Raw genomic sequence first — 24,074 nt, forward strand, 5'->3', positions numbered from 1 at the left:
GCACGTCGGGCCGGGCGGGTCACCGGGCGGCGAGCAGCTCCAGCGCCTCCTCCCAGCGGAAGCCCGCCGCGCCGCCGCTGCCCTCGCCGATCCGTACGCCCATCCCGCGCAACCGCGCCAGGCTCTCACGGTACGCGGGGTGCGCGGTGAGCTCCGCGTTCACGCACGGCAGCACGGCGGTGGGCACGCCCGCGCCGTACGCCTCGCACAGGGTGCCGAGCGCGAGCGTGTCGGCGATGCCGGCCGCCCACTTGTTGATCGTGTTGAAGGTGGCGGGGGCGACGGCGATGGCGTCCGCCGGCGGCAGCGGCCGCGGATCGCCGGGGCGGCGCCAGGCCGAGCGGATCGGGTAGCCCGTCCGGGTCTCGACGGCCGCCGCGTCGAGGAACGGCAGACCGTGCGGCGTGGCGATGACGCCGACGTCCCAGCCCTCGTCCTGGGCGGCGGTGATGAGCGTGCCGACGTCACCGGCGATCCCGGCCGCGCACACGACGACGTAGAGGAAGCGCTTCTGGTCCACGGGGGCCAGTCTGCCCGGCCCTCAGGAACCGGCCGTCGCCGCCTGCGGGAAGTACCGCGTGAACGGATCCGGCTGTACGCCCATCACCTCCCCGAAGGGCGTGGCCAGATAGTGGATGAGCAGTCCCAGGAAGACTGTCAGCCCCACCATGCCCATCACCATCACCAGATGGCTCCACCCGTGCCCGACCCCGAAGAAGAAGACGATGCAGAAGGAGAGGACGGCCCCCACCGCCAGCCCGGCCCACAGCAGCGGCGACAGGGTGTCCTCCGCGACCGCCTCGCGGCCCCGGCGGGCCTCGTCGAGGGTGCTGAGCTGACCGAGCAGCTCCAGGGAGGTCACCTCCTGGGCCGGGGTGGCGTCGGGCGGGGCCGCCGACACCGCGCGCAGCTGCCGCAGCAGGGCCCAGCCGGACGCGCCCAGGGGCCGCTTCTCGTCGAGCTCGGGCCACTCGTCCTGGACCACGTGGGTGGCGTACCGCTCGGCGAGCACCTCGATCCGCTGCTTCTGGGGGGCCGGCATGCCCTCGGCCAGGACCGTGATCTGGTGGAGGGCACCCGCCTCGTTGGACGTGTGCGTGCCGGCCTCCCCCCGCAGCTCCCAGACGGAGACCAGCGCCAGGCCCAGCAGCAGCGCGTACAGCAGCGCGATCATCATCGACAGGTACTCGGCGGCGTCGTCACCGCCCTCCTCGTCGCCGCCCTCCGCCGGGTGGTAGTGGCGCCAGGCGAGCACGATGCCCGCGGCGAGGAGGGCGCCGAGCAGCCCGATGAACAGCGTGCCCACCACGTGGTTCATGACGCTCCCTCACTCGGTCACAGCCGTCGGCCCGCCATCACGGCGACGACCGCCACGGGCAGGAAGAGCAGGAACAGGAAGACGATCGGGCTGACCCCGTCGTCGTCGGGGTACGCGCCGCCCGCCCGCGCGTTCAGCCGGTCGTCGTCCGCGGTTCCGGTGCGCTGCCCGGGAGGCTGCTGCTGCCGGTTCCCGGCCCCGGGCGGCACGGCCCCCGGCGGAACCCCTGGCGGCACGGCACCGGGCGGAACCCCTGACGGCACGGCGGCCCCCGGCGGTACGGCCCCGGGAGGTAGGGCGGCGCCGGGCGGTACCGCCGCTCCGGGGGGCACGGCACCGGGTGCTACGGCACCCGGGAGTACGCCGGTTCCGGGCGGTACGGCTCCGGGTGGTACGGCAGCTCCGGGAGGCACGGCGGCGCCGGGCGGTACCGCTGCTCCGGGGGGCACGGCACCGGGTGCTACGGCACCAGGGGGTACGCCGGTTCCGGGCGGTACGGCGGCGCCCGGCGGTACCGCCGCTCCGGGGGGCACGGCACCGGGTGCTACGGCACCAGGGGGTACGCCGGTTCCGGGAGGCGGCACGGCGGCGCCCGGCGGTACGCCGGTTCCGGGCGCTACCGCTCCAGGGGGCACGGCACCGGGCGCGGCGGCGGCGCCGGGCGGCACGGCACCCGGTGCTGCGGCCGCCCCGGCTCCGGCCCCGGCTCCCGGTACGGCGGCGGCACCCGCGCCCGCACCAGGTGCTGCGGCTCCGGGGGCGGCCCCAGGAGGAGCGGGGGCCGCACCGGGGGCGGCAGCACCCGGGGCAGCGGCAGCGGCAGGAGGAGCGGCAGCACCAGGAGGCGCGAGGCCTGCGGCACCCGCGGCACCCGGGGCGGCCAGGGCGCCGGGAGCCGCAGCACCAGGGCCGACCGGGGCGCCGGCACCCGCAGCACCAGGGGCAGCCCCCGCGGCGGCCCCCGCAGCAGCCGCACCGGCATCAGCGGCCGCACCCGGCGCGGTGAGTGCTCCCGCCGCACCGAGCCCCGCGGCACCGAGCCCCGCCGCACCCAGCCCCGCGGCGGCGGCCGCCGCGGCGACACCGGCCGCACCGGTGACGACCCCCACCCCCGCGCCCACGGCGGTGAGAGCGAGCGCCCCGGCAGCAGCTCCCGCACCCACGGCGGCACCCGGCACACCCACCGCACCCGGCACACCGGGAACGCCGATCGCCCCGGGAACACCAGGAAGCCCAGGTGCACCAGGAACACCAGGCGCCCCAGGAAGACCCGGCACTCCGGGCGCCCCCGGCGCACCCGGTGTCCCTGGTGGCAGCGGCGGCGGTCCAGGAGCCGGACCCGGGACTCCGGGCACACCCGGCGCCCCGGGAGCGCCGGGAGCGCCGGGCACTCCGGGAGCTCCCGGTGCCCCGGGCCCCCCGGGTGGGCCGCCCGGGCCCGGCGGAGCGGGTGGACCCGGCGCCGGCGGGGCCGGGCCCGGCGGGCGCGCCCGTACCGTGAAGGGGGCCAGCGCGCGGACCACCAGGGTCGGCGGCGGGACGGGCCGCTCGCAGGTGGGGCCCAGGGTGAACAACCGGTCGCTGCCCCGCACCTCGGGCGCGCTGCGGTAGGCACCGGGCCGGAGCCCGGTCAGCCGCGCGACGCACACGGCGACGCCGCCCGGTGGCAGCGCCTGCGGCGGGGCGGCCCGGCCCGCGCAGTCCACCGGCGGGTTCCCGAGCGACGCGTCGGTGAGCCGCGCCCCGTACACGGTCCGGTTGCCGGGGTTGGCGATGGTGTACCGGACGACCGCGCCCGGCACGGCCCCGTCGCGTACCGCCACGGCGACGGCGAGCCGCAGGGCACCGCCCACGCCCTGGTACGCCGCGCGGGCCGAGGCCGTGACGCGCAGGCCCACCGAGGGCACTTCCGCGCGGGCGCGCACGGTGCTGGAGTGGTGCCCGGGCAGGGCGGGGACCCGCGAGATGCAGGTGACCGAGGACATCCCGCGCATCCAGAAGCCCTGGCCCGCGGGGCAGCGCACGGCGCCGGGCGGCACGCCCGGGTCGTGGAGGGTGACGCGGTGCAGGTCGGCGCCGGAGCGGTTGGTCAGCCGGTACCGCTTGACGACGGTGTGGCCGACCCGGATGCCGATGCGCTCGGCGTTCGGGACGGTCTTCTTGTTGACGGTAACGGTCAGTTCCAGGGCGTGCTTCCCCACCCCGTCGGCGGCGGCCCGCGGGGGCCGGGACGCCAGCGGCCAGCCGCCCGCGTGCGCCACCAGGAGCAGGGCTCCGGCGACGAACAGCAGGGTCCTGGTGCGGCTCATGGGTGGACCGGACCGGCATCCGGGCCGTGCGGGGCACGTCACGGCGCCAGCGTCCGCCGACTCCGCCGGCCCGGAAAGCCGGGCGAGTACGGATTGCGCTGTTCGTGCGGCGGGTGCACCACGATGGGCCAGCCACAACGGGCCCGTGCGGGGACCTTGCTGACCGACCCTCATCTGATGGGTCGGTACCCTGCTCCCAGGATCGATCGGGATTGAGGTTGGTGCGCACGTGCTGGTGGCGGATCGGTACCGGTTGGAGTCACCCATCGGCCGCGGCGCAATGGGGGAGGTCTGGCGGGCCACGGACGAAGTGCTCGGCAGGCCGGTGGCCGTCAAGCTGATGCTGGGGGACGACCCGGACTCGCAGGCGGCGGCGCGGTTCCGGCTGGAGGGCCAGACGGCGGCCCGGCTCAGCCACCCCCATGTGGTCGCGGTCTTCGACTTCGGGGCCTGGGACGGCCGCTTCTACCTGGTGATGGAGTACGTCGAGGGCCGCAGCCTCGCGCAGGAGCTGGCCGCCGAGGGGCGGTTGCGCCCCGCGCGCGTGGCGACGATCGCCGCGCAGACGGCGGCGGGGCTCGCCGTGGCGCACCGGCAGGGCATCGTCCACCGGGACATCAAGCCGGGCAACCTGATGTCGGACGCGGACGGGACGGTCAAGCTCGGCGACTTCGGCATCGCGCGGTTCGTGGACGATCCGGCGGCCGCCCTCACCACGGCCGGCCAGATCGTCGGGACGAGCCTCTACCTGGCTCCGGAGCGGGCGCTCGGCCGCCCGGCGGGCCCGGCGTCCGACGTGTACTCGCTGGGCTGCGTCCTGTACCAGCTCGTGACGGGCCGGCCGCCGTTCCAGGCCGACACCGCGACCGCCACGCTCTACCAGCACATCGACACCCAGCCGGTACCGCCGCGCGGTCTGGGCGCGGACGTGCCGCCGGCGTTCGAGGCGTACCTGATGGGGATGCTGGCCAAGCAGCCGGAGGAGCGGCCGCCGGCGCAGCAGGTCGCGGACTGGTTCGGGTCGGGCGCCTGGCAGGGGCACGGCGAGCCGCTGCCGGGTCCCGTGCCCGCCCCGGTGCCGGGCCGCCGTCCCGCGGCCGGCGCCATGCCGGGTCCGCGCTCCGCAGCGCCCGCGGCGCCGGCTCCGCGGCCCGCTCCGGCCGGCGCGCCCGCCGGCATGCCGGCGTCCGTGCCGGGGGCGCTGCCCCTGCCCGCGCCGATGCCCGCGGGGCCCCGGGGGACGGGCCCGGCGCCGGCGACGACGTACGCGCTTCCGGGCCGGAGCGGCGGGAGCACCGGCCGGCGCAGGGCCGCCCCTGCGCCGGCGCGGCGCGGGGCCCGCGCGTTCGTCAGCCGCCGCCCCCGGGTGGCCAGCGCCATCGCCGGTGCCGTGGCGTTCGTCACGGCCGTCCTGGTCGGCATGGCGCTGTTCTCGCCCGACAGCAGCTCCGCCGGGACGCCGCCGGGCCAGGTCTCCACGACCCCGGGCGGCCCGGGAGCGGGCCCCGGCTCCGCCGAGGACTGAGCCGCCCACGGCCGGGCGCGGGAGCCGCCGCCGGGCCCGTCCCGCGGACCCTGCCAGGACGAGGACGCGGCTCCCTGGTCCGGGCCGCTCGCCCGGTTTCCGGGCCGGCGGCTCGCACGGACGGCGGACCGGCGGCTCGCACGGACGGCGGTCCCGCCCTGGCCGGAGGACGGCCGCTAGACGTCCGTCATCCTCGGCATCTCACCCTCGGTCCTGGACATGTCGATGACCGAGAACACCGCGCCCTGCGGGTCGCTCAGCGAGGCGAACCTGCCGAACGGGGTGTCCATCGGGCCCCAGCGCAGGACTCCGCCGCGCGCCGTCGCCCTCCCCACGGCGGCGTCGCAGTCGTCGACGGCGAAGTACACGTTGATGTACGGCGGGAACTCCGGCGGGAACTCGTCGGTCATCCTCATCCGGCCCAGCACGGGGTCCTCACCCAGTTGGAAGACCCGGAAGTCCATGTGGTCGGCGGACTCCATCTCCTTGGTCCGGTAGGGGAAGACGGCGGGGAAGAAGGCGTCGGACTTCTCGGGCTCACGGGTGAAGACCTCGGCCCAGCAGTAGGAGCCCCGCTCGCCGCGCGCCTCGAAGCCCTCGTGGGTGCCGCCCTGCCAGACGCCGAAGACCACGCCGCCGGGGTCGCGGGCCAGGACCATCGAACCGAAGTCGCCGACCTGCATCGGCTCCATCAGCACCTCGCCGCCGTTCTCGCGGATCTTGCGCGCGGTGGCCCCGACGTCGTCCGACGCCAGGTACAGGCACCACGCGGCCGGGCCGTCCTGGCCGGGCATCGGCGGGACGACGGCGGCGACGGCCTTCCCGTCCGCGTACGCCTGCGTGTAGTCGCCGTACTCCGACGACGCCTCGCCGAAGGTCCAGCCCAGCACGTCGCCGTAGAAGGTCTTCGCACCTTCCACATCGGTGAACATCGCGTCCGCCCAGCAGGGCGTGCCCTCGGGTTGTACGGCCATGGCTCTGCCCCTCTTCGCGCGACATAGGTCCCCGTTTGTCACGCTAACGAGCCATCCGGCGGGCCGCGCGCCGAAACGGACGCGAACCGGTCCGCGATTGTCCGCCGGGGCGCCTGTCCTCCGCCCATGACGAGGTGTCATAATGCCGATGTAGCCCTTCGTGCATCCCCCGTCGCGAAGGGCTACATCCTTGTACGGGCCACATACGCACGCCGTCCCACGGGCAAGGGACTCCCCTCGTGGCCCCCTGCCCGTGTTTTTTCGAGTTAACAGTGACGTAGAGTGCCTGCGCAAGTCCGGATCCGACGCCGGCGCGGGATGCTCCACTTTGTCGCTGATGCAAAGACGTCCACGTTCTGGGTCGGTTACAGTACGAGCCCGTTGACCGGACTCGAACATCGCGCGACGTGGGGACCCCGATGACCAACGGCGAAGAACGCACGCCCGAATTGCGGACGTTGCAGCAGAAGGTCGAGTACATGGTCGAGAAGACGTTCCCCGGCCAGAAGGTCTCGGGACGGGTCTTCGCCGATCTCGTCAAGCAGCGCGGTGGTTCCCTCTCGCACAGCTACTTCTCCAACATCCTGGCCGGGAAGGTCACCCACCCCTCCGAGGACATCCTCAAGGCGCTCGGCCTGGGCTTCGGCGTGGACTGGCGCTTCTTCAAGGAGGAGAGCGAGGTCGTCGACGACGTCGTCGCCGGGCTGCAGTTCCTGGCCAAGCGGCGCACCGGCGAGATCAGCGGCGTGGCCGCGCGGGGCAACGACGACGACGGGATCCCGGCGGAGCTGCTGGAGTTCGCGCTCTCCCTGCTGGAGGAGACGAAGAAGAAGGACGACACCGGCGGCCCGGTGGCCGGCGGCGGGAGACCCGGCGGCCCGGAGCCCGCCCGGTAAACTCGCCGACCGCACGTCGTCACACGCACGCGTGACGCCGACGGACTGACGGACGTAAGAGGCAGCACCCATGTCCCTGCGCAAGCTGCGCAAAGAGTGCGAAGCCGGTCTGGCGGACCTGCCCCTCCCCTCGCCCTTCACCATCGAAGCGCTGGTGGCGAACATGGAGGCGGCCCGGGGCCGCACCATCGTGCTGCGCGAACTGCCCGACCGGCTGGCCCGGGTCAACGCCGCCTGCGGACTGCGCCTCACCACCGGCACCACCAGCCTCGTCCTGTACCGCCGCCGCCCGACCGCGTACCAGACGCAGCACGTCATCCTGCACGAGCTGTGCCACGAGTGGTTCGACCACGGCACCACCCTCGACGCCGAGCAACTGCGGCGCCTCCTGCCCGTCTTCGACACCTCCCTGATCTCCCGGGTGCTCGACGCGGGCGCCACGGTGCAGGCCCGGGCCCAGTACGACACCCATGACGAACGAGTGGCCGAATTCGGGGCGTCGCTGATCCCGCGGATGGCGCGCGACGTGACGAGCGATGACATGGTGGGGCGGCTCGCCAACTCCCTGTCCCGCCCCGTCGCCCACCGGCGGCGCGGCTTCTTCCGCCGTACCACCGACAAGGACTCCCCGTGACCGCCCTCGACCTCGCCGACTACCTCATAGCCGGCCTGATGACCGCCGTCGCGCTGTGGCGCATGCCCGCCGCCCTGTGGGGCGACGAGGAGGACAAGCGGCGCCGGGCGCTGTGGGGCTGCTACGCCGGGTTCGCCGTGGCCCTGTGGACGAAGACGCCCGTGGTGCGCACCGGGCTCAACGACAGCCCGGTGGTCGACCTCGCGGTCCTCATCAAGCACTACACGGCGACCATCGCGATTCTGGCCATTCTCAGTTACATCGTCGCCATCTACGGCCACTACCCCGAGGGCGGGACGGTGCCGCGGCACGTGCGGTTCGCCCGGGGGGTGCAGCACGTGGCGGCCAAGGCGTCCGTGGCCACGCTGATCCTGCTGACCGTCCTGTTCTTCACCGTGGTGGACCGGTCGACGCCCTCCGACCGCTTCGTCTCCGACCACGCCGGACAGGGGGGCGCCACGCTCTACATGAGCGTGTTCTACCTGTACCTGGGCGCCGCCTCCGCCGTGTGCGCGTACCAGTGGGGGCTGGCCACGGCCAATGCCACGCTGCGCCACCTGCGGGTCGGGCTCGGCATGATGACGTGCGCCATGGTCATCGGCGTCGGCTACACGGTCAGCCGGACGCTGTTCCTCTGGATCAGCGTCGTGGAGCAGCCCGGCCGCGCCTTCGCGCAGTCCTTCGACAAGGCGACCGAGGCCGCGCAGATCGTGCTGTTCGCCCTCTTCGCGGTGGGCGCGTCCATCCCCGCCTTCAGCAAGGGGTGGCGGCGCGTGAAGCTGTGGCGGGCGCAGGCCCGGCTGCACCCGCTGTGGCGGGAGCTGATGGCCGCCTTCCCCGACCAGCCCTTCGAGCCGCCGGCCTCGCTCGCCCGTGAGCTGACCCGGTTCGGCACCCCGGCCGACCTGCGGGTGGACCGGTGGGCCGCCGACATCGCGGACGCGGTGGAGAAGCTGCGGCACTACGTCGGGGACGGGCTGGTCGACGCGGCGCGGGCCGCCGCGGGCGGCGAGCCGGGGCCGCTCGCCGACGCCTACTGGATCAAGGCCGCCCTGGCCGCCAAGGCGGGCGGCGCGCCCGCCGGCAAGGCCGCGGCCATCGAGGCCAAGCACGCCGCCGACCAGGACGACGAGGTCGCCTGGCTGGTGCGGGTGGCGGCCGCCTACCGGACGATCGACGGCGAACGGGCCGAGGCGCTGCTGCGACCCCTGGAGAAGAGCGCGTGAGCACCACCACCGGCACCCCCGGGGACACCCGCAGGACGGCCCGGACCGTCACCGACGTCTTCCAGCCCCGCAACGTGCTGCTCGTCGGCATGCTCGCCGTCGGCCACGCGGCCGCCGGGCACTGGAGCGGTCTGCTGTGGGGGCTGCTCGGGGCGCTGTGCGCGGGGCTGGTGCCCGCCTCGTACATCGAGTGGGAGCGCAGGCGCGGCACGTGGGGCGACCGGCACGTCGTCGACCGCACCAAGCGCGCGCCCATCTTCTTCGTGATCCTCGGCTCGATCGGTACGGGGTCGCTGGTCATGGTGGTGGGGCACGCGCCGACGGGGATCCTCGCGGCGATGCTGGCGCTGTGGGTGATGACGGTGGGGCTGCTGGCGGTGAACACCGTGTGGAAGATCTCGGTCGACGCGGCGGTCGCCTCGGCCGTCGTGGCCCTGCTGGCCGCCGCGCACTCGCCGTGGTGGCTCCTGGGGTACGCGATGACCGCCGCCGTGTGCTGGTCGCGGGTGGCGCTGGGTTACCACACGGTCGCGCAGACGGTCGCCGGGGCGTCGCTGGGCGCGGCGACGCCTGCGGCGTTCCTGCTGGTGTGACGCCTCCCGGGGCGCGGTGCCCGGCCGGGGACCGCTACGCGGTGCGCGGCCGGCCGCGGCGCGGGCAGGTGGAGCAGATCTCCTGCGGGCGCAGCGTGTAGAGCAGGCAGCAGCCGGCGCGCGTGCGGGTCGGCTCGCCGGGGGCCGCCGGGTCCGGGCGGAAGGCGGCCGCGGCGGTGAACGGGGGCGTGCGGCCGGGCAGCAGGGCTTCGGCGGCGTGGACCGCGGGCCAGGGGTCGCCCTGGGCGCGGCCGAGGTGCCACAGCCCCTGGGCCACCGCGTCGGTGACCAGCGCCCACATGCCGTGTTCGCCCCGGCGCACCAGCGGGCGGAAGGTCTCCAGGACCGGGCCGAGGTGCGCGGCGATCGCCGCCCGGAGCTCCTGCGCGTCGAGGGCGCGGGCGGTGGCCGCTTCGGCCGGGGACACCACCAGATGCCGGGTCCGCCCGTCGTAGGTGACGCCGTCCGGGGTCAGCCGCGGTGCGCAGCCCGCCAGGTACCAGGGGCCGCTCATGGCGAGGGAGACGGTGAACGCGTACCGGTGCAGCACCCAGGTGGGGGCGACGTCCCGCCGGGGCGGCACGCCGTAGAGGTCCCGGACACGGCGCTCCTCGGCCGCGACCAGTGCCGCCAGGGCGCCGGGGTCCCGCACGAGGCGCCGCCCGGCCACCGGGCCGTCGCCGTCGTGGCCGCCCGCGTCCGGCGTGCCGACCTCGAACCGCAGGGCGGGCGAGGCGGCGGCCATCGCGCGGTAGGCGGCGGCGACCCGCTCCACCGCGGAGCTGCGGAGGGACGGCGGCGGTGCGACGGTGGAGGGCATACGCATCCTGATCGACGAGGCATCAGCGGTTAGGCAAGCCTTGCCTCATTATTACCAGGAGCCCCACCCGTTCGCGCGCCGGGGGACGATCACCGGCAATCAGGGGCCCTCACCGGCCACCGAGGGACGATCACCGGCCACCGGTCGCGAGCGCCACCCCCGCGAACACCGCGCCCAGCCCCGCCGTCACGCTCGCCACCACGTTGAGCGCCGCGTACCGCCGCGCGCCCGTCCCGGCCAGCCGCAGCGTCTCGTACGAGAAGGTCGAGTACGTCGTCAGCGCCCCGCACAGCCCCGTCCCCAGCAGCAGCTGCACCTGTGAGGCGGCGCCCGTCAGCAGCCCCAGCAGCAGACAGCCCGACACGTTGACCGTGAAGGTGCCCCAGGGGAAGACCGAGTCGTGGCGCGCCTGCACGGCCCGGTCCGTCAGGTAGCGCAGCGCGGCCCCGACCGCGCCGCCCGCCAGCACCAGCAGCCAGTTCACCGCCGCACGTCCCCCCGCCGCTGCGGCGCCACCGGTCCCCCGGCCACCACGGCCGCCGGCCGCGGCGCGCCGCTCGTCCTCGTCACGCCGTCCTCCGCGCCAGCACCCGCCGCGTCGCCCGGGCCGCCGCCCAGACGGCGGCCAGCGCCACGACGACCGTCGTCCACAGGTACCCCAGCGCCGTCGCGGTCTCGTGCCGCCGCAGCAGCCGCTCGACGTCCCCCGCGTACGTGGAGAACGTGGTGAACCCGCCCAGCACCCCCGTGCCCAGGAACGGCCGCACCAGCCGGTGCACCGGCGCCCCGCCCTCCGTGATCGCCACCATCAGCACGCCGATGAGCGCGCACCCCGATCCGTTGATCCACAGCGTCGCCCACGGGAAGCCGTCCGGCGCCGCGGGCCACGCCAGCGACACCGCGTACCGGGCCACCGCGCCCAGCGCTCCCCCGGCGGCCACCGCGCCCACGACGGCGAGCTCCCGGCCTCGTGCCCCATCCATGGGGCCAGGATCTCAGCTACCGGCTACCGGCTGCCGGAGCTCAGGATCTCCGCCAGGAACTCGTCCAGCTCCACGTGCTCCTCGCCCGCCGGCACGGCCCCGTACGTCCGGTCCAGGAACCGGAGCAGCGAGCGCGTCCGCACCGTGAACACGGCGCTGCGCATCAGCTCGATGCACAGCTCCTCGCGCGGGCCGTCCACCTGGGGCCACACGCGCACGTCACCCTCGCCGACCTCGCCGCGCATCCCGTCCCGCAGCATGCCGCGGTCCAGCCGCCATTCGGCGTAGACCCAGCCGCCGTGCGTGAACTCCACGGTGACGGCGTACGGGTCCCGCGGGTCGTACCTCATGTGGGCCAGGACGGGGATCTCCTGGCCCGTCTGCGGGAGCAGCCGCATGAAGACCTTGTCGCGCAGGACCGCGTCCGCTGTCATGTCGTCCCTCCGGGGAGAGTTCGCCTTGTCCGTACCCGGGCTTCCTCCCCCAGTGCCCGCGCAGCGCCGATTGATGCGAATGCGGAAGCGCGTCGTCCGTCCGGCGCACTCGCCCTGCGCACCGGCGCGCGGCTTCTTAACGTGACTGAATGATCGTCAGCTCGCTCGCGGCCGCCGCCCTCTTCCTGGTCCCCGCGGTGCCTCCGCTCCCGGTGGAGCCCGCGCCGCCGCGCCCCGCCCCGCCCGTGGACGCCTCCGTCCTGCACCGCTCCGGCATCCAGGTGCGCGTACCGCCCGGCACGGCCCGCCCTCCCGGCGTGTCGGCCCGCTCCTGGCTGGTCGCCGACGCCCGCAGCGGCGCGGTGCTCGCCGCGCGCGACGCGCACAAGCGGCTGCCCCCGGCCTCCACCCTCAAGGTGCTGTTCGCCCTCACCGCGCTGCCCGGCCTGTCGCCGGACCGGCCGCACACCGTCAGCCGGCACGAACTCGTCGGCATCGGCGAGGGCAGCAGTCTCGTCGGGCTGAAGGAGGAGGTCACCTACCGGGTGGCGGACCTGTGGCGCGGGGTGTTCCTCAGCTCCGGCAACGACGCGGTGCGCGTCCTGGCCGGCCTGAACGGCGGCTGGCAGGCCACCACCCGGAAGATGCAGGCCACCGCCGACGCCCTGGGCGCCCGGGACACGCGCGTGGTCTCACCCGACGGCTACGACGAACCCGGGCAGGTCTCCTCCGCGTACGACCTGGCGCTGTTCGCCCGCGTCGGCCTGCGCGACCCGGACTTCGCCCGGTACTGCGCCACGCCGTACGCGAAGTTCCCGGGCGGCGGCTGGTCGTACGGCATCCGCAACACCAACCGGCTGGTCACCGGGGACGACGGGGTCGCCCGCTACCCGGGCATCCTCGGCGTCAAGAACGGCTACACCAGCAAGGCGGGCCACACCCTGATCGCCGCCGCCCGCCGCAACGGCCGCACGCTCGTCGTCACCGTGATGAACCCGCGCCGCGGCGGTGCCTACGCCGTGTACGAGGAGGCCCGCCGACTCCTCGACTGGGGCTTCGCGGCCGCTCCCCGCGCCCACCCGGTGGGCTCGCTCCAGGCCCCGCCCAAGGCGGCCGCCACCGCGGCGGGCTCCGCGGCCTCCCCCGCCCCGGTCCGCGCGGCCCCCGCCCCCGCCCGTCCCTCCGCGACCGCGCAGGCGCGTGCGACGGCCCCGGACGACGGCCCCCACGTCCTGCTGCCCCTCACCTTCGTCAGCTCGGCGTGCATCGCGGCGGCCACCCTGTGGTGGGTCCGGCGCCGTACCGCCCCTCCGCCGGAGTGATGCGGTGTCATGCCGATCCCGGTGATCCTGGACTGCGACCCCGGTCACGACGACGCTTTCGCCATCATGCTGGCCGCCGCCCACCCCGCGGTCCGGCTGCTCGGCATCACGACCGTGGCCGGGAACCAGACCGTGGAGAAGACCACCCTCAACGCCCGCCGCGTCTGCACCGCCGCCGGCATCCGGGGCGTGCCCATCGCCGCCGGGAGGGCGCGGCCGCTGCACGGGGCGGGGATCGTCGCGCGGAACATCCACGGCGAGTCGGGCCTCGACGGGCCCGGCTTCGGGGAGCCGGACGTGCCGGTCGACGGGCGGGACGCCGTCACGTTCCTGCGGGAGACGCTGCTCGCGCACCCGGAGCCGGTGACGCTCGTGCCCACCGGGCCGCTCAGCAACATCGCCGCGCTCCTGCTGGCCCACCCCGAACTCGGCCCGCGGATCGGGCGGATCGTGCTGATGGGCGGCTCCACGGGCCGCGGCAACCGGACACCGGCCGCCGAGTTCAACATCCTCGCGGACCCGGAGGCCGCCGACATCGTCCTCGGCAGCGGTCTGCCGGTCACCATGATCGGGCTGAACGTCAGCCACCAGGTGCTCGCCACCCCCGGCGTCGTCGCCCGCATCGACGCCCTCGGCACCCCGCTGGCGCGCCTGTGCACCGAGCTGCTGACGTACTTCGGCGCCACCTACCGCGAGGTCTTCGGCTTCCCCGCGCCGCCGCTGCACGACCCGCTGACCGTCGCCCACCTCATCGAGCCGCGGCTGATCACCCTCGTCCACGTGCCCGTCGCCGTCGAGCTGACCGGCACGCACACCCGCGGCGCCACCGTCGTCGACCTCGACGGCGTCACGGGCGCCCCGCCCAACGCGCACGTCGGCGTCGACGTGGACGTCCCCGCGTTCTGGGACCTCGTCATCGACGCCGTACGCGTGCTCGGGGGCTGATCAGCGCCGCAGCGCCCACCTCTGCACGGCCTCCAGCGGGCCGTGCGCGAAGCGGCGCAGCCACAGCGTGGAGACCACCAGCAGCAGCGCCGAGACCGCGGCCCACAGCCCCATCACCCACCACGGGCGCCACGCCGCGCCGAGCCCGGCCGCCAGGCCCAGCCCGATGCCGTACGCGGCCAGCACGCACAGCACGTTCTGCAGGACGTAGCCGCTCAGGGCCATCCGCCCCACGGAGGTCAGCCCGGCCGTGAGCGGCCCCGGGCGGCGCACCCGGTCCACCACCGCGCCGATGAGCCCGATGTACCCGACGGCCATCAGCGGCGCCGCGCAGTACCGCCCCAGCAGGAGGTAGTCCGCACCGGCCAGGGCCACCGCCGCGTTGAGCGGCACGCCCAGCCCGAGCCCCCAGCCCAGCATCCGCGCGCGCAACCGCCGCCCGGTGCCGTCGGCGCCGAACGCACCCGCCCGGAAGAGCCGCACGCCCAGCAGGAAGAGGAACACCAGGAGGAAGAAGCTGAACACCGGCTCCAGGCGCAGCGCGATCGCGTTCTCCAGGCGGAAGGCGATCTGGTCGGCCCAGCTGCCGTGCGCGTACAGGTCCACGACGCGCGGGGAGACGGTGCCGGAGCCCGGGTCGTTGTCCGCGGTGGCCAGCGCCGCCGTCAGCAGAATCGTCACCGTCAGGTGCAGCCCCGCCGCCCACCACATCACCCGGCGCCGCGCCCGCTCCGAGCGCGTCAGCAGCCATGCCACCAGCAGGGCGGTCACCGCGTACCCCATCAGCACGTCCCACGCGAAGACCAGCACGAAGTGCACGGTCCCCTCGGCGAACAGGAACAGCGCGCGCCACCGGTAGCGGCCCGGCCAGGGCTGCCCGCGCCGCGCCGCCGACTCGTACTGGACAGCGAGGCCGACGCCGAACAGGATCGTCAGCAGCGCCAGGAACTTGCCGTCCGCGACGAGCCGGAACAGGCCCTCCGCGGCCTCGGGGAACGACCCGAACGACAGCGCGTCCAGGCCGCCCTGCAGCACGCCCCACTCGGCGCCGGGCGCCGTGAAGACCCAGACGTTGGTCATGAGGGTGCCGAGGATGGCCGCCCCGCGCAGGACGTCGAGGAGGGCGAGCCGGTGCGCGGCGGCCGGTGGCGGTGAGGGGGCGCGGAGTGTGTCGGTCATGCGTTCCATCGTTCCGGCGCCGGGTGCCGCGGACGTCGTGAGCGAGGACGAACCCGCGCTGCATCGAAGGATGCAATCCGGCGCCGGCGGCGTCGTCCTGCCGCTCCGAGCGTCGTTCGGAGCGACGGTCAGAGCAGGTGGGCGTACGCGCGGGGGTGCGCTTCCAGGTAGGCGCGCAGCGTCATCGGGGGGTGGCCCGCGAGGCGGCGCACCGTGTCGGCGATCGTGCTCATCTCGCCCGCGGCCATGGCCTCGTACGAGGTGACCCAGCCGGTGACCTCCCAGTGGTCCGCGCCGTACCCGGCGCGCGAGGCGTACGCCTCCTCGCGGGTCTCCGGCCGGTAACGGACCGTCCGGCCGGCCGCCCGGGACAGCTCGCCGGCCACCTCGGCGAGGGTGAGCGCCTCCTCGCCCGTCACGTCGTACGTGGCCCCGTCGTGCCCCTCGCCCTCCAGGAGGACGGCCGCGGCGACGTCCGCGATGTCCTCGTGGGCGACGCCGGCCACCCGGCCCTCGCCCGCCGGGCCGCGGATCACGCCGTCCGCCCCGGCCATGGCGGGGAACGCGGCGAGGTACCAGCCGTCCCGCAGGAACGTGTGCCGCAGCCCCGACGCCTCGATGTACCGCTCGGCGTGCCAGTGGTCGCGGGCGAAGGTGAACGTCGCCTGCGGCGCGGCGTTCAGGAACGAGACGTACACGACCCGCCCGGCGCCCGCCGCGACCGCCGCGTCCACCGCCGTGCGGTGCTCCTGGATGCGGTCCGGGCCCTCGTGCGCGGAGACCAGGAACAGCGTGTCCACGCCGTCGAGGGCCCGGCGCATCGCCTCGGCGTCGCCGTACGGGGCGGGCGCGGCCCGCTGCGCCCCGGGCAGCTCGGGCAGCCGGGCCGGGTCGCGGCCCAGCAGCCGCGTCCGCGCTCCGGCGCCGGCGAGGCGGCGGGCGACGCGGCCTCCGATGCGGCCGGAGGCCCCGGTGACGGCGATGACGGGGGATGCCATACGGGCGAGTCTGTCAGGCGTACACCTCGGTGACCTCCAGCACGCGCGCGGTGATGCGCCCGTCCGGCGTACGGTCCGGGTCCGCCAGGTACGCCCGGTAGGCCGCGCGGGAGGGGAAGGTCAGCAGGTGCACCTCCGACAGTCCGTCGGCGGTGCGCAGCCGCCGCTCCAGCCGGCCGCCGTGGCGGGGGAGGAGCGCCAGCAGGGCGTCCTCGCACCGGCGGGCGTCGTCGAGGGCGCCGGCCGGGTACTCCAGCACCACGGCCACCTGGAACAGCGGTGCGGCCGACGGCTCCAGCGACTTGGCGAGGTGGACGTCGACGTGGCCGCCGGGGACGCCTTCGATGCGGGCCGTCTCGGCGTACCCCAGGCGCCGGTAGAACGGCGGCGCCTGGAAGGAGTACGACGACACGACCATGCGGACGCAGCCGCGGCGCCGCGCCTCCTCCTCGGCCGCCCGCATCAGCCGCGTCCCGAGGCCGTCCTTGCGGTGGTCGTCCCGGACCCAGAGCAGCTCGACGGCGCCGAGGTCCCCCCAGGTCCAGCCGGTCAGGCCGCCGGTCAGCTCGCCCGAGGCGTCGTCCGTGGCCCGCACGGAGAACGGCACGTAGTCCCCCGCGCCGGTGGCCTCGGCGTTGAACGCCGTCAGCGCCTCCTCCAGCAGCTCGGTGAGCTGCTCGTCCGCACCGCCGACCGTGATCGTCACTTGTCCTCCAGGTCGCCCTCGGCCTCCAGGTACACCTGCTTGAGCTGCTCCAGGACGCGCGGGTCCGGCTCGGCCCACATCCCGCGCGACTCCGCCTCCAGGAGCCGCTCGGCGATGCCGTGCAGTGCCCAGGGGTTGGCCTCCTGGAGGAAGGCGCGGTTCTCCTCGTCCAGGACGTACGTCTCGGTGAGCTTGTCGTACATCCAGTCGGCGACGACGCCGGTCGTGGCGTCGTACCCGAAGAGGTAGTCGACCGTCGCGGCCAGCTCGAAGGCGCCCTTGTAGCCGTGGCGGCGCATGGCCTCGATCCAGCGCGGGTTGACCACGCGGGCGCGGAAGACCCGGGAGGTCTCCTCGACGAGGGTGCGGGTGCGGACCGCCTCGGGGCGGGTGGAGTCGCCGATGTACGCCTCGGGCGCCGTGCCCTTGAGCGCCCGGACGGTGGCCACCATGCCGCCGTGGTACTGGAAGTAGTCGTCGGAGTCGGCGATGTCGTGCTCGCGGGTGTCGGTGTTCTTCGCGGCGACGGCGATCCGCTTGTACGCGGTCTCCATCTCGTCGCGGGCCGGGCGGCCCTCCAGGCCGCGGCCGTAGGCGTAGCCGCCCCACACCGTGTACACCTCGGCGAGGTCCGCGTCGGTCCGCCAGTCGCGCGAGTCGATCAGCTGGAGGATGCCGGCGCCGTAGGTGCCGGGCCGGGAGCCGAAGATACGGGTGGTCGCGCGGCGTTCGTCGCCGTGCTCGGCGAGGTCGGCCTGCGCGTGGGCCCGGACGAAGTTGTCCGCGGCGGGCTCGTCGAGGGAGGCCGCGAGGCGGACGGCGTCGTCGAGGAGCCCGATGGTGTGCGGGAACGCGTCCCGGAAGAAGCCGGAGATCCGCAGCGTGACGTCGACGCGGGGGCGGCCCAGCTCGGCGAGCGGGATGGGCTCCAGGCCGGTGACGCGGCGCGAGGCGTCGTCCCACACGGGCCGGATGCCGAGGAGGGCGAGCGCCTCCGCGACGTCGTCGCCGGCGGTGCGCATGGCGCTGGTGCCCCACAGCGACAGGCCGACGGAGGTGGGCCAGTCGCCGTTGTCGGTGCGGTAGCGGTTCAGCAGCGAGTCGGCCAGGGCCTGGCCGGTCTCCCAGGCGAGGCGCGAGGGCACCGCCTTGGGGTCGACGGAGTAGAAGTTGCGGCCGGTCGGCAGGACGTTGACCAGGCCGCGCAGCGGCGAGCCGGAGGGGCCGGCCGGGACGAAGCCGCCGTTGAGGGCGTGGACCGCGTGGTCCAGCTCGTCGGTGGTGGCGGCGAGGCGCGGCACCACCTGGCGGGCGGCGAAGTCGAGGATCTCGGCGACGGCCTTGTCGTACCCCTCCGCCACACCGGCGACGGCGGCCGGGTTCCAGTCGGCGGCCTCCATCGCCTCGACGAGGGCGCGGGCGGTGGCCTCCGCCTCGTCGGCGGTGGTGCGGGTCGCGGCGGACTCGTCCAGGCCCAGGGCCTCGCGGAGGCCGGGCAGGGACTGCGTACCGCCCCAGATCTGGCGGGCGCGGAGGATGGACAGGACGAGGTTGACGCGCTCGGGGCCGGTGGGGGCGCCGCCGAGGACGTGCAGGCCGTCGCGGATCTGGGCGTCCTTGACCTCGCAGAGCCAGCCGTCGACGTGGAGCAGGAAGTCGTCGAACCCGTCGTCGTCCGGGCGGTCCTCCAGGCCCAGGTCGTGGTCGAGCTTGGCGGCCTGGATCAGCGTCCAGATCTGGGCGCGGATGGCCGGGAGCTTGGAGGGGTCCATGGAGGAGATCTGCGCGTACTCGTCGAGCAGCTGCTCCAGACGGGTGATGTCACCGTACGACTCGGCACGGGCCATCGGCGGCACCAGGTGGTCGACGAGCGTGGCGTGGACGCGGCGCTTGGCCTGGGTGCCCTCGCCCGGGTCGTTGACCAGGAACGGGTAGATCAGCGGGATGTCGCCGAGAGCGGCGTCGGGGCCGCACGCGGCGGACAGGCCGGCGTTCTTGCCGGGCAGCCACTCCAGGTTTCCGTGCTTGCCCAGGTGGACCATGGCGTCGGCGCCGAAGCCGCCGTCCTCGGCTCGGGCGGCGATCCAGCGGTAGGCGGCCAGGTAGTGGTGCGAGGGCGGCAGATCGGGGTCGTGGTAGATCGCGATCGGGTTCTCGCCGAAGCCGCGCGGAGGCTGGATGAGGATCAGCAGGTTCCCGCGGCGGAGGGCGGCGAGGACGATGTCGCCCTCGGGGTTGCGGGAGCGGTCCAGGAACATCTCGCCGGGCGGCGGGCCCCAGTGCTGCTCGACCTGCTCGCGCAGCTCCTCCGGCAGGGTGGCGTACCAGCGCTTGTAGTCGGCGGCCGGGATGCGGACCGGGTTCCTGGCCAGCTGCTCCTCGGTGAGCCACTCCTGGTCGTGGCCGCCGGCCTCGATCAGGGCGTAGATCAGCTCGTCGCCGTCGCCGGACGCCAGGCCCGGCACGTCCTCGTCGCCGAAGTCGTACCCCTCCTCCCCCAGTCGGCGCAGCAGCGCCACGGCGGAGGCGGGGGTGTCGAGACCGACGGCGTTGCCGATGCGGGAGTGCTTGGTCGGGTACGCGGACAGGACCAGCGCCAGGCGCTTGTCGGCGTTCGGGATGTGGCGCAGCCGGGCGTGGCGTACGGCGATACCGGCGACGCGGGCCGCGCGCTCGGCGTCGGCGACGTACGCGGGCAGGCCGTCGGCGTCGATCTCCTTGAAGGAGAACGGGACGGTGATGAGCCGGCCGTCGAACTCGGGGACGGCGACCTGGCTGGCGGCGTCGAGCGGCGAGAGGCCCTCGTCGTTCTCCTCCCAGGCGGAGCGCGAGCCGGTCAGGCACAGGGCCTGGAGGATGGGGACGTCGAGGGCGGCGAGGGCGCCCGCGTCCCAGGACTCGTCGTCGCCTCCCGCCTGGGCCTCGGCGGGCTTGGTGCCGCCGGCGGCGAGGACGGTGGTGATGACGGCGTCGGCGGCCCCGAGGGTGTCGAGCAGCTCCGGCTCGGGCGCGCGCAGGGACGCCACGTACAGCGGCAGTGGCCGGGCGCCGGCGTCCTCGACGGCGTCGCACAGGGTGTGGACGAACGCCGTGTTGCCGCTCATGTGGTGGGCGCGGTAGTACAGCACGGCGACGGTCGGGCCGGCGATGTCCTTCGCCGCGGGCCGCTCCAGCGGGCCCCAGGTGGGTGCGGCGGCCGGGGGCTCGAAGCCGTGCCCGGTGAGCAGCACGGTGTCGGACAGGAAGCGGGCGAGCTGCTCCAGGTTGTCCGGGCCGCCGTGGGCGAGGTAGGCGTGCGACTCGGCCGCGATGCCGATGGGGACGGTGGAGGTCTCCATCAGCTGGGCGTCGGGGGCCTGTTCGCCGGTGAGGACGACCAGCGGCCTCCGGCTCGCGCGCAGCGCGTCCAGCCCCTCCTCCCAGGCGCGGATGCCGCCGAGGAGGCGGACGACGACGAGATCGGCGCCGTCCAGGAGGGCGGGCAGGTCGTCCAGCGGGAGGCGGGCCGGGTTGGCGAACCGGTACGCGACGGGCCCGCCGGCCGCGCGGGCGCTCAGCAGGTCGGTGTCGGAGTGCGACAGCAGCAGGATCGTGGTGGCGGAAGTCGTCGCCTCGGTCGTCGCGTGCGTCATGGCGTGCGCTGGCCTTCCTCGGGGTGTCCGCGCCCCGGGTGGTCGTAGGACGGCGGGAGTTCCTGACTCGCCCGGTCCGGCGTGGCCGGGCTCACAGTGGCGGGACCGCGCCGGATTCTCACCGGGCTTCCTCCCTAGGGCCCTGGGACCCTGTGCCGTCTGCATAGTAGAGGCTGCGCGTATGCTCGCCGCCATGCCGCCCAGCTCACCAAACCCCCAGGACCGGGGTGAAGCTCACATACGGGACCTCGGCCGGGACCGCGCCGGTGACGTCGTGCGCGACCGCGGCGACGCCTGTCCGGGTGCGCTGCGGCTGCACCGGGCCGACGACGGGGCGCTCGCCCGACTCCGGCTGCCCACCGGTGTACTGACGCCCCATCAGGTCGAGGTGCTGGCCGATGCGGCGGACCGCCTGGGCGACGGGCACCTCTCCCTCACCTCGCGGGGCAACGTCGAGCTGCGCGGCCTCGGCGAGGGCTGCGGGCTCGGGCTGGCGGAGGCGCTGCGCGGGGCCGGGCTGCTGCCCGCCTCCGAACGCCACGAGCGCGTACGGAACATGGTCGTCTCACCGCTCGCCGGGGCGGACGTGACGGACTGGGCGTACCGGCTGGACGAGCTGCTGTGCGGCGCGGACTGGACGACGGAGCTGTCCGGCCGCTTCCTGTTCGCCGTGGACGACGGACGGGGCGACGTGGCGGCCCTGGGCGCCGATGTGACGTTGCTCGCAGAGGCCGCCGGCACCGCCCTGGTGCACGTCGCGGGCGCGGCGTACCGGGTCGCCGCCGCCGACGCGCCGCGCGCCGCGCTGGCCGCGGCGGAGGCGTTCCTCGCGGCGGCCCGCGCGGCGGGCACGGGCGCGTGGCGGGTGCGGGAGCTGCCCGCGGGGCAGGACGTGGACGTGACGGCACACCTGCGGCGCGCGGCGGTCGCGGCGGACCCGGTGGCGGGCGCGGAGCTGCCGGCCGGGGCACCGCCCGCACCCGGGCCGACCGGCGACGGGAGCGTCTGCGTGCTGGCCCGCCTCGGCCGGGTGACCTCGGCGCAGTTCCGCGCGCTGCTCCCGGCCCGGGAGGTACGGGTCACCCCGTGGCGGGGTTTCGTGCTGCCGGGCTTCGCCGGCCCGGCGGCCGCGCGGGAGCGGCTGCGCGCCCTCGACGCGGCCGGTTTCATCACCCGTGCCGACTCCCCCTGGGCCGGCGTCAGCGCCTGCACCGGACGGCCGGGCTGCGCCAAGTCCCTGTCCGACGTACGGGCGGACGCGCGGCCCCGCGAGGGTGCGCTGCCGGTGCACTGGTCGGGCTGCGCCCGCCGGTGCGGCCATCCGCAGGGCGCGTGGACCGACAGGGTGGCGACCGGCGAAGGCACGTACCAGGTGACCGTGGTGACCGTACAAGGATCGACGAAATGAGCGAGAGCAGAGTGTTCGACTACGAGAAGGACGGGGCGGAGATCTACCGCCAGTCCTTTGCCACGATCCGCTCCGAGGCGGATCTCGCGGGCCTGCCCGCCGACGTCAGCCAGGTCGCCGTGCGGATGATCCACGCCTGCGGCATGGTCGACCTCGTCCAGGACCTCGCCTGGACGCCGGACGTGGTCGTCCGCGCCCGGGAGGCGCTGCGCGCCGGGGCGCCGATCCTGTGCGACGCGCAGATGGTCGCCAGCGGCGTCACGCGCAAGCGGTTGCCCGCCGGCAACGACGTGGTCTGCACGCTCTCCGACCCCGCCGTGCCCGCGCTCGCCGCCGAGCTGGGCACCACGCGCAGCGCGGCCGCCCTGGAACTGTGGCGCGACCGCCTCGAAGGAGCCGTGGTCGCGATAGGCAACGCGCCGACCGCCCTCTTCCGGCTGCTGGAGATGATCGACGCGGGCGCCCCGCGCCCGGCGGCGGTGCTCGGCATCCCGGTCGGCTTCATCGGGGCGGCGGAGTCGAAGGACGCGCTGGCGGCCCGGCCGGACCTGGACCACCTGGTGGTACGCGGCCGGCGCGGCGGCAGCGCGATGGCGGCGGCCGCGATCAACGCGATCGCGCACGAGGCGGAGATCCAGGCATGAGCGGCAAGCTGTACGGCGTCGGGCTCGGCCCCGGCGACCCGAACCTGATGACGGTCGCGGCGGTGAAGGCCATCGCGGCCGCCGACGTGATCGCGTACCACTGCGCGCGCCACGGCCGGTCGATCGCCCGCTCCATCGCGGCGGAGCACATCCGCGAGGACCACGTCGAAGAGCGCCTGATGTACCCGCTGACGGTGGAGACCACCGACCACCCGGGCGGCTACCGGGGCGCGCTGGACGACTTCTACCGGGAGGCGTCCGCCCGCCTCGCGGCCCACCTGGACGCGGGCCGCACGGTCGCGGTCCTGGCCGAGGGCGACCCGCTCTTCTACGGCTCGTACCAGCACATGCACAAGCGCCTGGCCCACCGCTACGAGACCGAGGTGATCCCCGGCGTCACCTCGGTGAGCGCGGCGGCGGCCCGGCTCGGCGAGCCGCTGTGCGAGGCCGAGGAGGTCCTCACGATCATCCCCGGAACGCTGCCGGAGGACGAACTGACGGCGCGGCTCGCCGCCACCGACTCGGCGGTCGTGATGAAGCTCGGCCGGACGTTCCCGACGGTCCGCCGCGCGCTGGAGCGCGCGGGCCGGCTGGAGGACGCCCGGTACGTGGAGCGGGCGTTCATGTCCGGCGAACGCACCGCGGAGCTGGCCTCCGTCGACCCGGGGACGGTGCCGTACTTCTCGGTGGCCGTCCTGCCGTCCCGCATCGACGCGGAGGTCCCGGAGGCCCGGGAGACCGGCGGGGAGGTCGTGGTGGTCGGCACCGGCCCGGCGGGCGCGCCGTGGCTGACGCCGGAGTCGCGCGGGGCCCTGGTGAACGCCGACGACCTGGTCGGCTACACCACCTACCTCGACCGGGTGCCGGTGCTCCGGCCCGGGCAGCGGCGGCACGGCTCGGACAACAAGGTCGAGTCCGAGCGCGCCGAGTTCGCCCTGGACCTGGCCCGGCGCGGGCGGCGGGTCGCAGTGGTGTCGGGCGGCGACCCGGGCGTCTTCGCCATGGCGACGGCCGTCCTGGAGGTCGCCTCCCAGGACCCCTACCTGGACGTGCCGGTGCGCGTCCTGCCGGGCGTGACCGCGGCGAACGCGGCCGCGGCGAAGGCGGGCGCCCCGCTGGGCCACGACTACGCGACGATCTCCCTCTCGGACCGGCTCAAGCCCTGGGAGGTCATCGCCGGACGGCTGGCCGCGGCGGCCGCGGCCGACCTGGTGCTCGCGCTCTACAACCCCGGCTCGCGCAGCCGCACCTGGCAGGTCGCCAAGGCCCGCGAACTCCTCCTGGAGCACCGCGCCCCCGACACCCCGGTGGTCGTGGCCCGCGACGTCGGCGGCCCGGAGGAGTCGGTCCGCGTCCTGCCCCTCGTGGACCTCGACCCGGCCGAGGTCGACATGCGCACCCTGCTCCTGATCGGCTCCTCGCAGACCCAGGCGGTCCGCCGGGGCGGCGACGGCGACGGCCACGTGGTGGCGTGGACACCGCGGAGGTACCCGGAGGCGTGACGACCGCGGCGGCGGGGGGGCGTGTG

23 protein-coding genes and 1 riboswitch are annotated in these 24,074 nt (G+C 75.2%); of the genes, 10 read left to right on the forward strand and 13 right to left on the reverse strand.

What is annotated here, in order from left to right; translation table 11 throughout:
• Positions 1 to 19 precede the first annotated feature (19 nt).
• The 4 genes from ACIA79_RS17965 to ACIA79_RS17980 all read right to left on the reverse strand — a co-directional run bounded on the left by ACIA79_RS17965 (position 20) and on the right by ACIA79_RS17980 (position 2,615).
• Positions 20 to 520 (reverse strand): flavoprotein, encoded by a 501-nt coding sequence (locus ACIA79_RS17965; protein WP_399429256.1) that lies wholly within the window; start codon positions 518 to 520, stop codon positions 20 to 22.
• Positions 521 to 541: 21 nt separating this feature from the next.
• Entirely contained in the window at positions 542 to 1,318 is a 777-nt protein-coding gene (locus ACIA79_RS17970; protein ID WP_399429258.1) for a hypothetical protein, read from the reverse strand.
• Positions 1,319 to 1,335: 17 nt separating this feature from the next.
• Positions 1,336 to 1,527 (reverse strand): hypothetical protein, encoded by a 192-nt coding sequence (locus ACIA79_RS17975; RefSeq protein ID WP_399429259.1) that lies wholly within the window; start codon positions 1,525 to 1,527, stop codon positions 1,336 to 1,338.
• Between the two features lie 407 nt (positions 1,528 to 1,934).
• The gene (locus tag ACIA79_RS17980; RefSeq protein ID WP_399429260.1) at positions 1,935 to 2,615 is read right to left on the reverse strand and encodes a hypothetical protein; all 681 of its coding nucleotides are present in this window, start codon (positions 2,613 to 2,615) and stop codon (positions 1,935 to 1,937) included.
• 1,292 nt (positions 2,616 to 3,907) lie between these two features.
• On the opposite strand from ACIA79_RS17980, the gene ACIA79_RS17985 reads away from it, so the two are divergent.
• Positions 3,908 to 5,152, forward strand: a complete 1,245-nt coding sequence (locus tag ACIA79_RS17985) for a serine/threonine-protein kinase (protein WP_399429261.1) — start codon at positions 3,908 to 3,910, stop codon at positions 5,150 to 5,152.
• A 176-nt stretch (positions 5,153 to 5,328) separates the two neighbouring features.
• Here the strand turns inward: ACIA79_RS17985 and ACIA79_RS17990 are convergent, their stop codons facing one another.
• Positions 5,329 to 6,126 carry a VOC family protein gene (locus ACIA79_RS17990; protein ID WP_399429263.1) on the reverse strand — a complete coding sequence of 266 codons (798 nt, stop codon included), beginning with the start codon at positions 6,124 to 6,126 and terminating at the stop codon, positions 5,329 to 5,331.
• A gap of 419 nt (positions 6,127 to 6,545) precedes the next feature.
• Here ACIA79_RS17990 and ACIA79_RS17995 point away from each other — a divergent pair, with 419 nt between their 5' ends.
• From ACIA79_RS17995 to ACIA79_RS18010, 4 genes are all read left to right on the forward strand, one after another.
• Positions 6,546 to 7,022 (forward strand): hypothetical protein, encoded by a 477-nt coding sequence (locus ACIA79_RS17995; protein WP_399429265.1) that lies wholly within the window; start codon positions 6,546 to 6,548, stop codon positions 7,020 to 7,022.
• A gap of 70 nt (positions 7,023 to 7,092) precedes the next feature.
• Entirely contained in the window at positions 7,093 to 7,656 is a 564-nt protein-coding gene (locus tag ACIA79_RS18000) for a toxin (protein WP_399429266.1), read from the forward strand.
• The gene (locus tag ACIA79_RS18005) at positions 7,653 to 8,882 is read left to right on the forward strand and encodes an MAB_1171c family putative transporter (RefSeq protein WP_399429267.1); all 1,230 of its coding nucleotides are present in this window, start codon (positions 7,653 to 7,655) and stop codon (positions 8,880 to 8,882) included. Before ACIA79_RS18000 ends, ACIA79_RS18005 begins: the two co-directional genes overlap by 4 nt.
• The gene (locus tag ACIA79_RS18010; protein ID WP_399429268.1) at positions 8,879 to 9,475 is read left to right on the forward strand and encodes a hypothetical protein; all 597 of its coding nucleotides are present in this window, start codon (positions 8,879 to 8,881) and stop codon (positions 9,473 to 9,475) included. Before ACIA79_RS18005 ends, ACIA79_RS18010 begins: the two co-directional genes overlap by 4 nt.
• Before the next feature lie 34 nt (positions 9,476 to 9,509).
• Here the strand turns inward: ACIA79_RS18010 and ACIA79_RS18015 are convergent, their stop codons facing one another.
• From ACIA79_RS18015 to ACIA79_RS18030, 4 genes are all read right to left on the reverse strand, one after another.
• On the reverse strand, positions 9,510 to 10,295 hold the full coding sequence (locus ACIA79_RS18015; protein WP_399429269.1) for a (2Fe-2S)-binding protein: 786 nt from the start codon (positions 10,293 to 10,295) through the stop codon (positions 9,510 to 9,512).
• A gap of 130 nt (positions 10,296 to 10,425) precedes the next feature.
• Entirely contained in the window at positions 10,426 to 10,779 is a 354-nt protein-coding gene (gene crcB, locus ACIA79_RS18020) for a fluoride efflux transporter CrcB (RefSeq protein WP_399429270.1), read from the reverse strand.
• A gap of 82 nt (positions 10,780 to 10,861) precedes the next feature.
• Entirely contained in the window at positions 10,862 to 11,278 is a 417-nt protein-coding gene (locus ACIA79_RS18025; protein ID WP_399429271.1) for a fluoride efflux transporter FluC, read from the reverse strand.
• A 23-nt stretch (positions 11,279 to 11,301) separates the two neighbouring features.
• Positions 11,302 to 11,712 carry an SsgA family sporulation/cell division regulator gene (locus ACIA79_RS18030; protein WP_399429272.1) on the reverse strand — a complete coding sequence of 137 codons (411 nt, stop codon included), beginning with the start codon at positions 11,710 to 11,712 and terminating at the stop codon, positions 11,302 to 11,304.
• Positions 11,713 to 11,861: 149 nt separating this feature from the next.
• Here ACIA79_RS18030 and ACIA79_RS18035 point away from each other — a divergent pair, with 149 nt between their 5' ends.
• On the forward strand, positions 11,862 to 13,034 hold the full coding sequence (locus ACIA79_RS18035) for a D-alanyl-D-alanine carboxypeptidase family protein (protein WP_399429273.1): 1,173 nt from the start codon (positions 11,862 to 11,864) through the stop codon (positions 13,032 to 13,034).
• A gap of 9 nt (positions 13,035 to 13,043) precedes the next feature.
• The gene (locus ACIA79_RS18040) at positions 13,044 to 13,979 is read left to right on the forward strand and encodes a nucleoside hydrolase (protein WP_399429274.1); all 936 of its coding nucleotides are present in this window, start codon (positions 13,044 to 13,046) and stop codon (positions 13,977 to 13,979) included.
• Here the strand turns inward: ACIA79_RS18040 and ACIA79_RS18045 are convergent, their stop codons facing one another.
• The 4 genes from ACIA79_RS18045 to cobN form a co-directional block, all read right to left on the reverse strand.
• Positions 13,980 to 15,158, reverse strand: coding sequence for a DUF418 domain-containing protein (locus tag ACIA79_RS18045; protein ID WP_399429275.1), 1,179 nt, complete (start codon positions 15,156 to 15,158; stop codon positions 13,980 to 13,982).
• 128 nt (positions 15,159 to 15,286) lie between these two features.
• Positions 15,287 to 16,156: an SDR family oxidoreductase gene (locus tag ACIA79_RS18050; RefSeq protein WP_399429276.1), complete on the reverse strand. Its 870-nt coding sequence runs from the start codon at positions 16,154 to 16,156 to the stop codon at positions 15,287 to 15,289.
• Between the two features lie 13 nt (positions 16,157 to 16,169).
• Positions 16,170 to 16,862, reverse strand: coding sequence for a GNAT family N-acetyltransferase (locus tag ACIA79_RS18055; RefSeq protein ID WP_399429277.1), 693 nt, complete (start codon positions 16,860 to 16,862; stop codon positions 16,170 to 16,172).
• A complete protein-coding gene (gene cobN, locus ACIA79_RS18060; protein ID WP_399429278.1) occupies positions 16,859 to 20,494 on the reverse strand; it encodes a cobaltochelatase subunit CobN in 3,636 nt (1,211 codons plus the stop codon). Before cobN ends, ACIA79_RS18055 begins: the two co-directional genes overlap by 4 nt.
• A gap of 37 nt (positions 20,495 to 20,531) precedes the next feature.
• Positions 20,532 to 20,663: riboswitch (cobalamin riboswitch) on the reverse strand.
• Between the two features lie 24 nt (positions 20,664 to 20,687).
• Here cobN and ACIA79_RS18065 point away from each other — a divergent pair.
• The 3 genes from ACIA79_RS18065 to ACIA79_RS18075 are packed head-to-tail and all read left to right on the forward strand — an operon-like array spanning position 20,688 to position 24,048.
• Complete coding sequence (locus tag ACIA79_RS18065) at positions 20,688 to 21,902, forward strand: cobalamin biosynthesis protein CobG (protein WP_399429279.1); 1,215 nt, start codon at positions 20,688 to 20,690, stop codon at positions 21,900 to 21,902.
• Positions 21,899 to 22,546 carry a precorrin-8X methylmutase gene (locus ACIA79_RS18070; RefSeq protein ID WP_031072169.1) on the forward strand — a complete coding sequence of 216 codons (648 nt, stop codon included), beginning with the start codon at positions 21,899 to 21,901 and terminating at the stop codon, positions 22,544 to 22,546. Before ACIA79_RS18065 ends, ACIA79_RS18070 begins: the two co-directional genes overlap by 4 nt.
• On the forward strand, positions 22,543 to 24,048 hold the full coding sequence (locus ACIA79_RS18075) for a precorrin-2 C(20)-methyltransferase (protein ID WP_399429280.1): 1,506 nt from the start codon (positions 22,543 to 22,545) through the stop codon (positions 24,046 to 24,048). The genes ACIA79_RS18070 and ACIA79_RS18075 overlap by 4 nt, the downstream gene beginning before the upstream one ends.
• Positions 24,049 to 24,074 lie beyond the last annotated feature (26 nt).

It is taken from the genome of Streptomyces sp. NPDC051310 (genome assembly GCF_044455245.1).
Lineage (GTDB): Bacteria > Actinomycetota > Actinomycetes > Streptomycetales > Streptomycetaceae > Streptomyces.

Excerpts from the sequence above, each read along its gene's own strand:
- ACIA79_RS18000 (WP_399429266.1), top strand. The coding sequence starts at position 7,093 with ATGTCCCTGCGCAAGCTGCGCAAAGAGTGCGAAGCCGGTCTGGCGGAC.
- ACIA79_RS18050 (WP_399429276.1), bottom strand. The coding sequence starts at position 16,156 with ATGGCATCCCCCGTCATCGCCGTCACCGGGGCCTCCGGCCGCATCGGA.
- ACIA79_RS18070 (WP_031072169.1), top strand. The coding sequence starts at position 21,899 with ATGAGCGAGAGCAGAGTGTTCGACTACGAGAAGGACGGGGCGGAGATC.
- ACIA79_RS18035 (WP_399429273.1), top strand. The coding sequence starts at position 11,862 with ATGATCGTCAGCTCGCTCGCGGCCGCCGCCCTCTTCCTGGTCCCCGCG.
- ACIA79_RS18015 (WP_399429269.1), bottom strand. The coding sequence starts at position 10,295 with ATGCCCTCCACCGTCGCACCGCCGCCGTCCCTCCGCAGCTCCGCGGTG.
- ACIA79_RS17985 (WP_399429261.1), top strand. The coding sequence starts at position 3,908 with ATGGGGGAGGTCTGGCGGGCCACGGACGAAGTGCTCGGCAGGCCGGTG.
- ACIA79_RS18025 (WP_399429271.1), bottom strand. The coding sequence starts at position 11,278 with ATGGATGGGGCACGAGGCCGGGAGCTCGCCGTCGTGGGCGCGGTGGCC.
- ACIA79_RS18065 (WP_399429279.1), top strand. The coding sequence starts at position 20,688 with ATGCCGCCCAGCTCACCAAACCCCCAGGACCGGGGTGAAGCTCACATA.
- cobN (WP_399429278.1), bottom strand. The coding sequence starts at position 20,494 with ATGACGCACGCGACGACCGAGGCGACGACTTCCGCCACCACGATCCTG.
- ACIA79_RS18045 (WP_399429275.1), bottom strand. The coding sequence starts at position 15,158 with ATGACCGACACACTCCGCGCCCCCTCACCGCCACCGGCCGCCGCGCAC.
- ACIA79_RS17970 (WP_399429258.1), bottom strand. The coding sequence starts at position 1,318 with ATGAACCACGTGGTGGGCACGCTGTTCATCGGGCTGCTCGGCGCCCTC.
- ACIA79_RS18030 (WP_399429272.1), bottom strand. The coding sequence starts at position 11,712 with ATGACAGCGGACGCGGTCCTGCGCGACAAGGTCTTCATGCGGCTGCTC.
- ACIA79_RS18040 (WP_399429274.1), top strand. The coding sequence starts at position 13,044 with ATGCCGATCCCGGTGATCCTGGACTGCGACCCCGGTCACGACGACGCT.
- ACIA79_RS17990 (WP_399429263.1), bottom strand. The coding sequence starts at position 6,126 with ATGGCCGTACAACCCGAGGGCACGCCCTGCTGGGCGGACGCGATGTTC.
- ACIA79_RS18075 (WP_399429280.1), top strand. The coding sequence starts at position 22,543 with ATGAGCGGCAAGCTGTACGGCGTCGGGCTCGGCCCCGGCGACCCGAAC.
- ACIA79_RS17995 (WP_399429265.1), top strand. The coding sequence starts at position 6,546 with ATGACCAACGGCGAAGAACGCACGCCCGAATTGCGGACGTTGCAGCAG.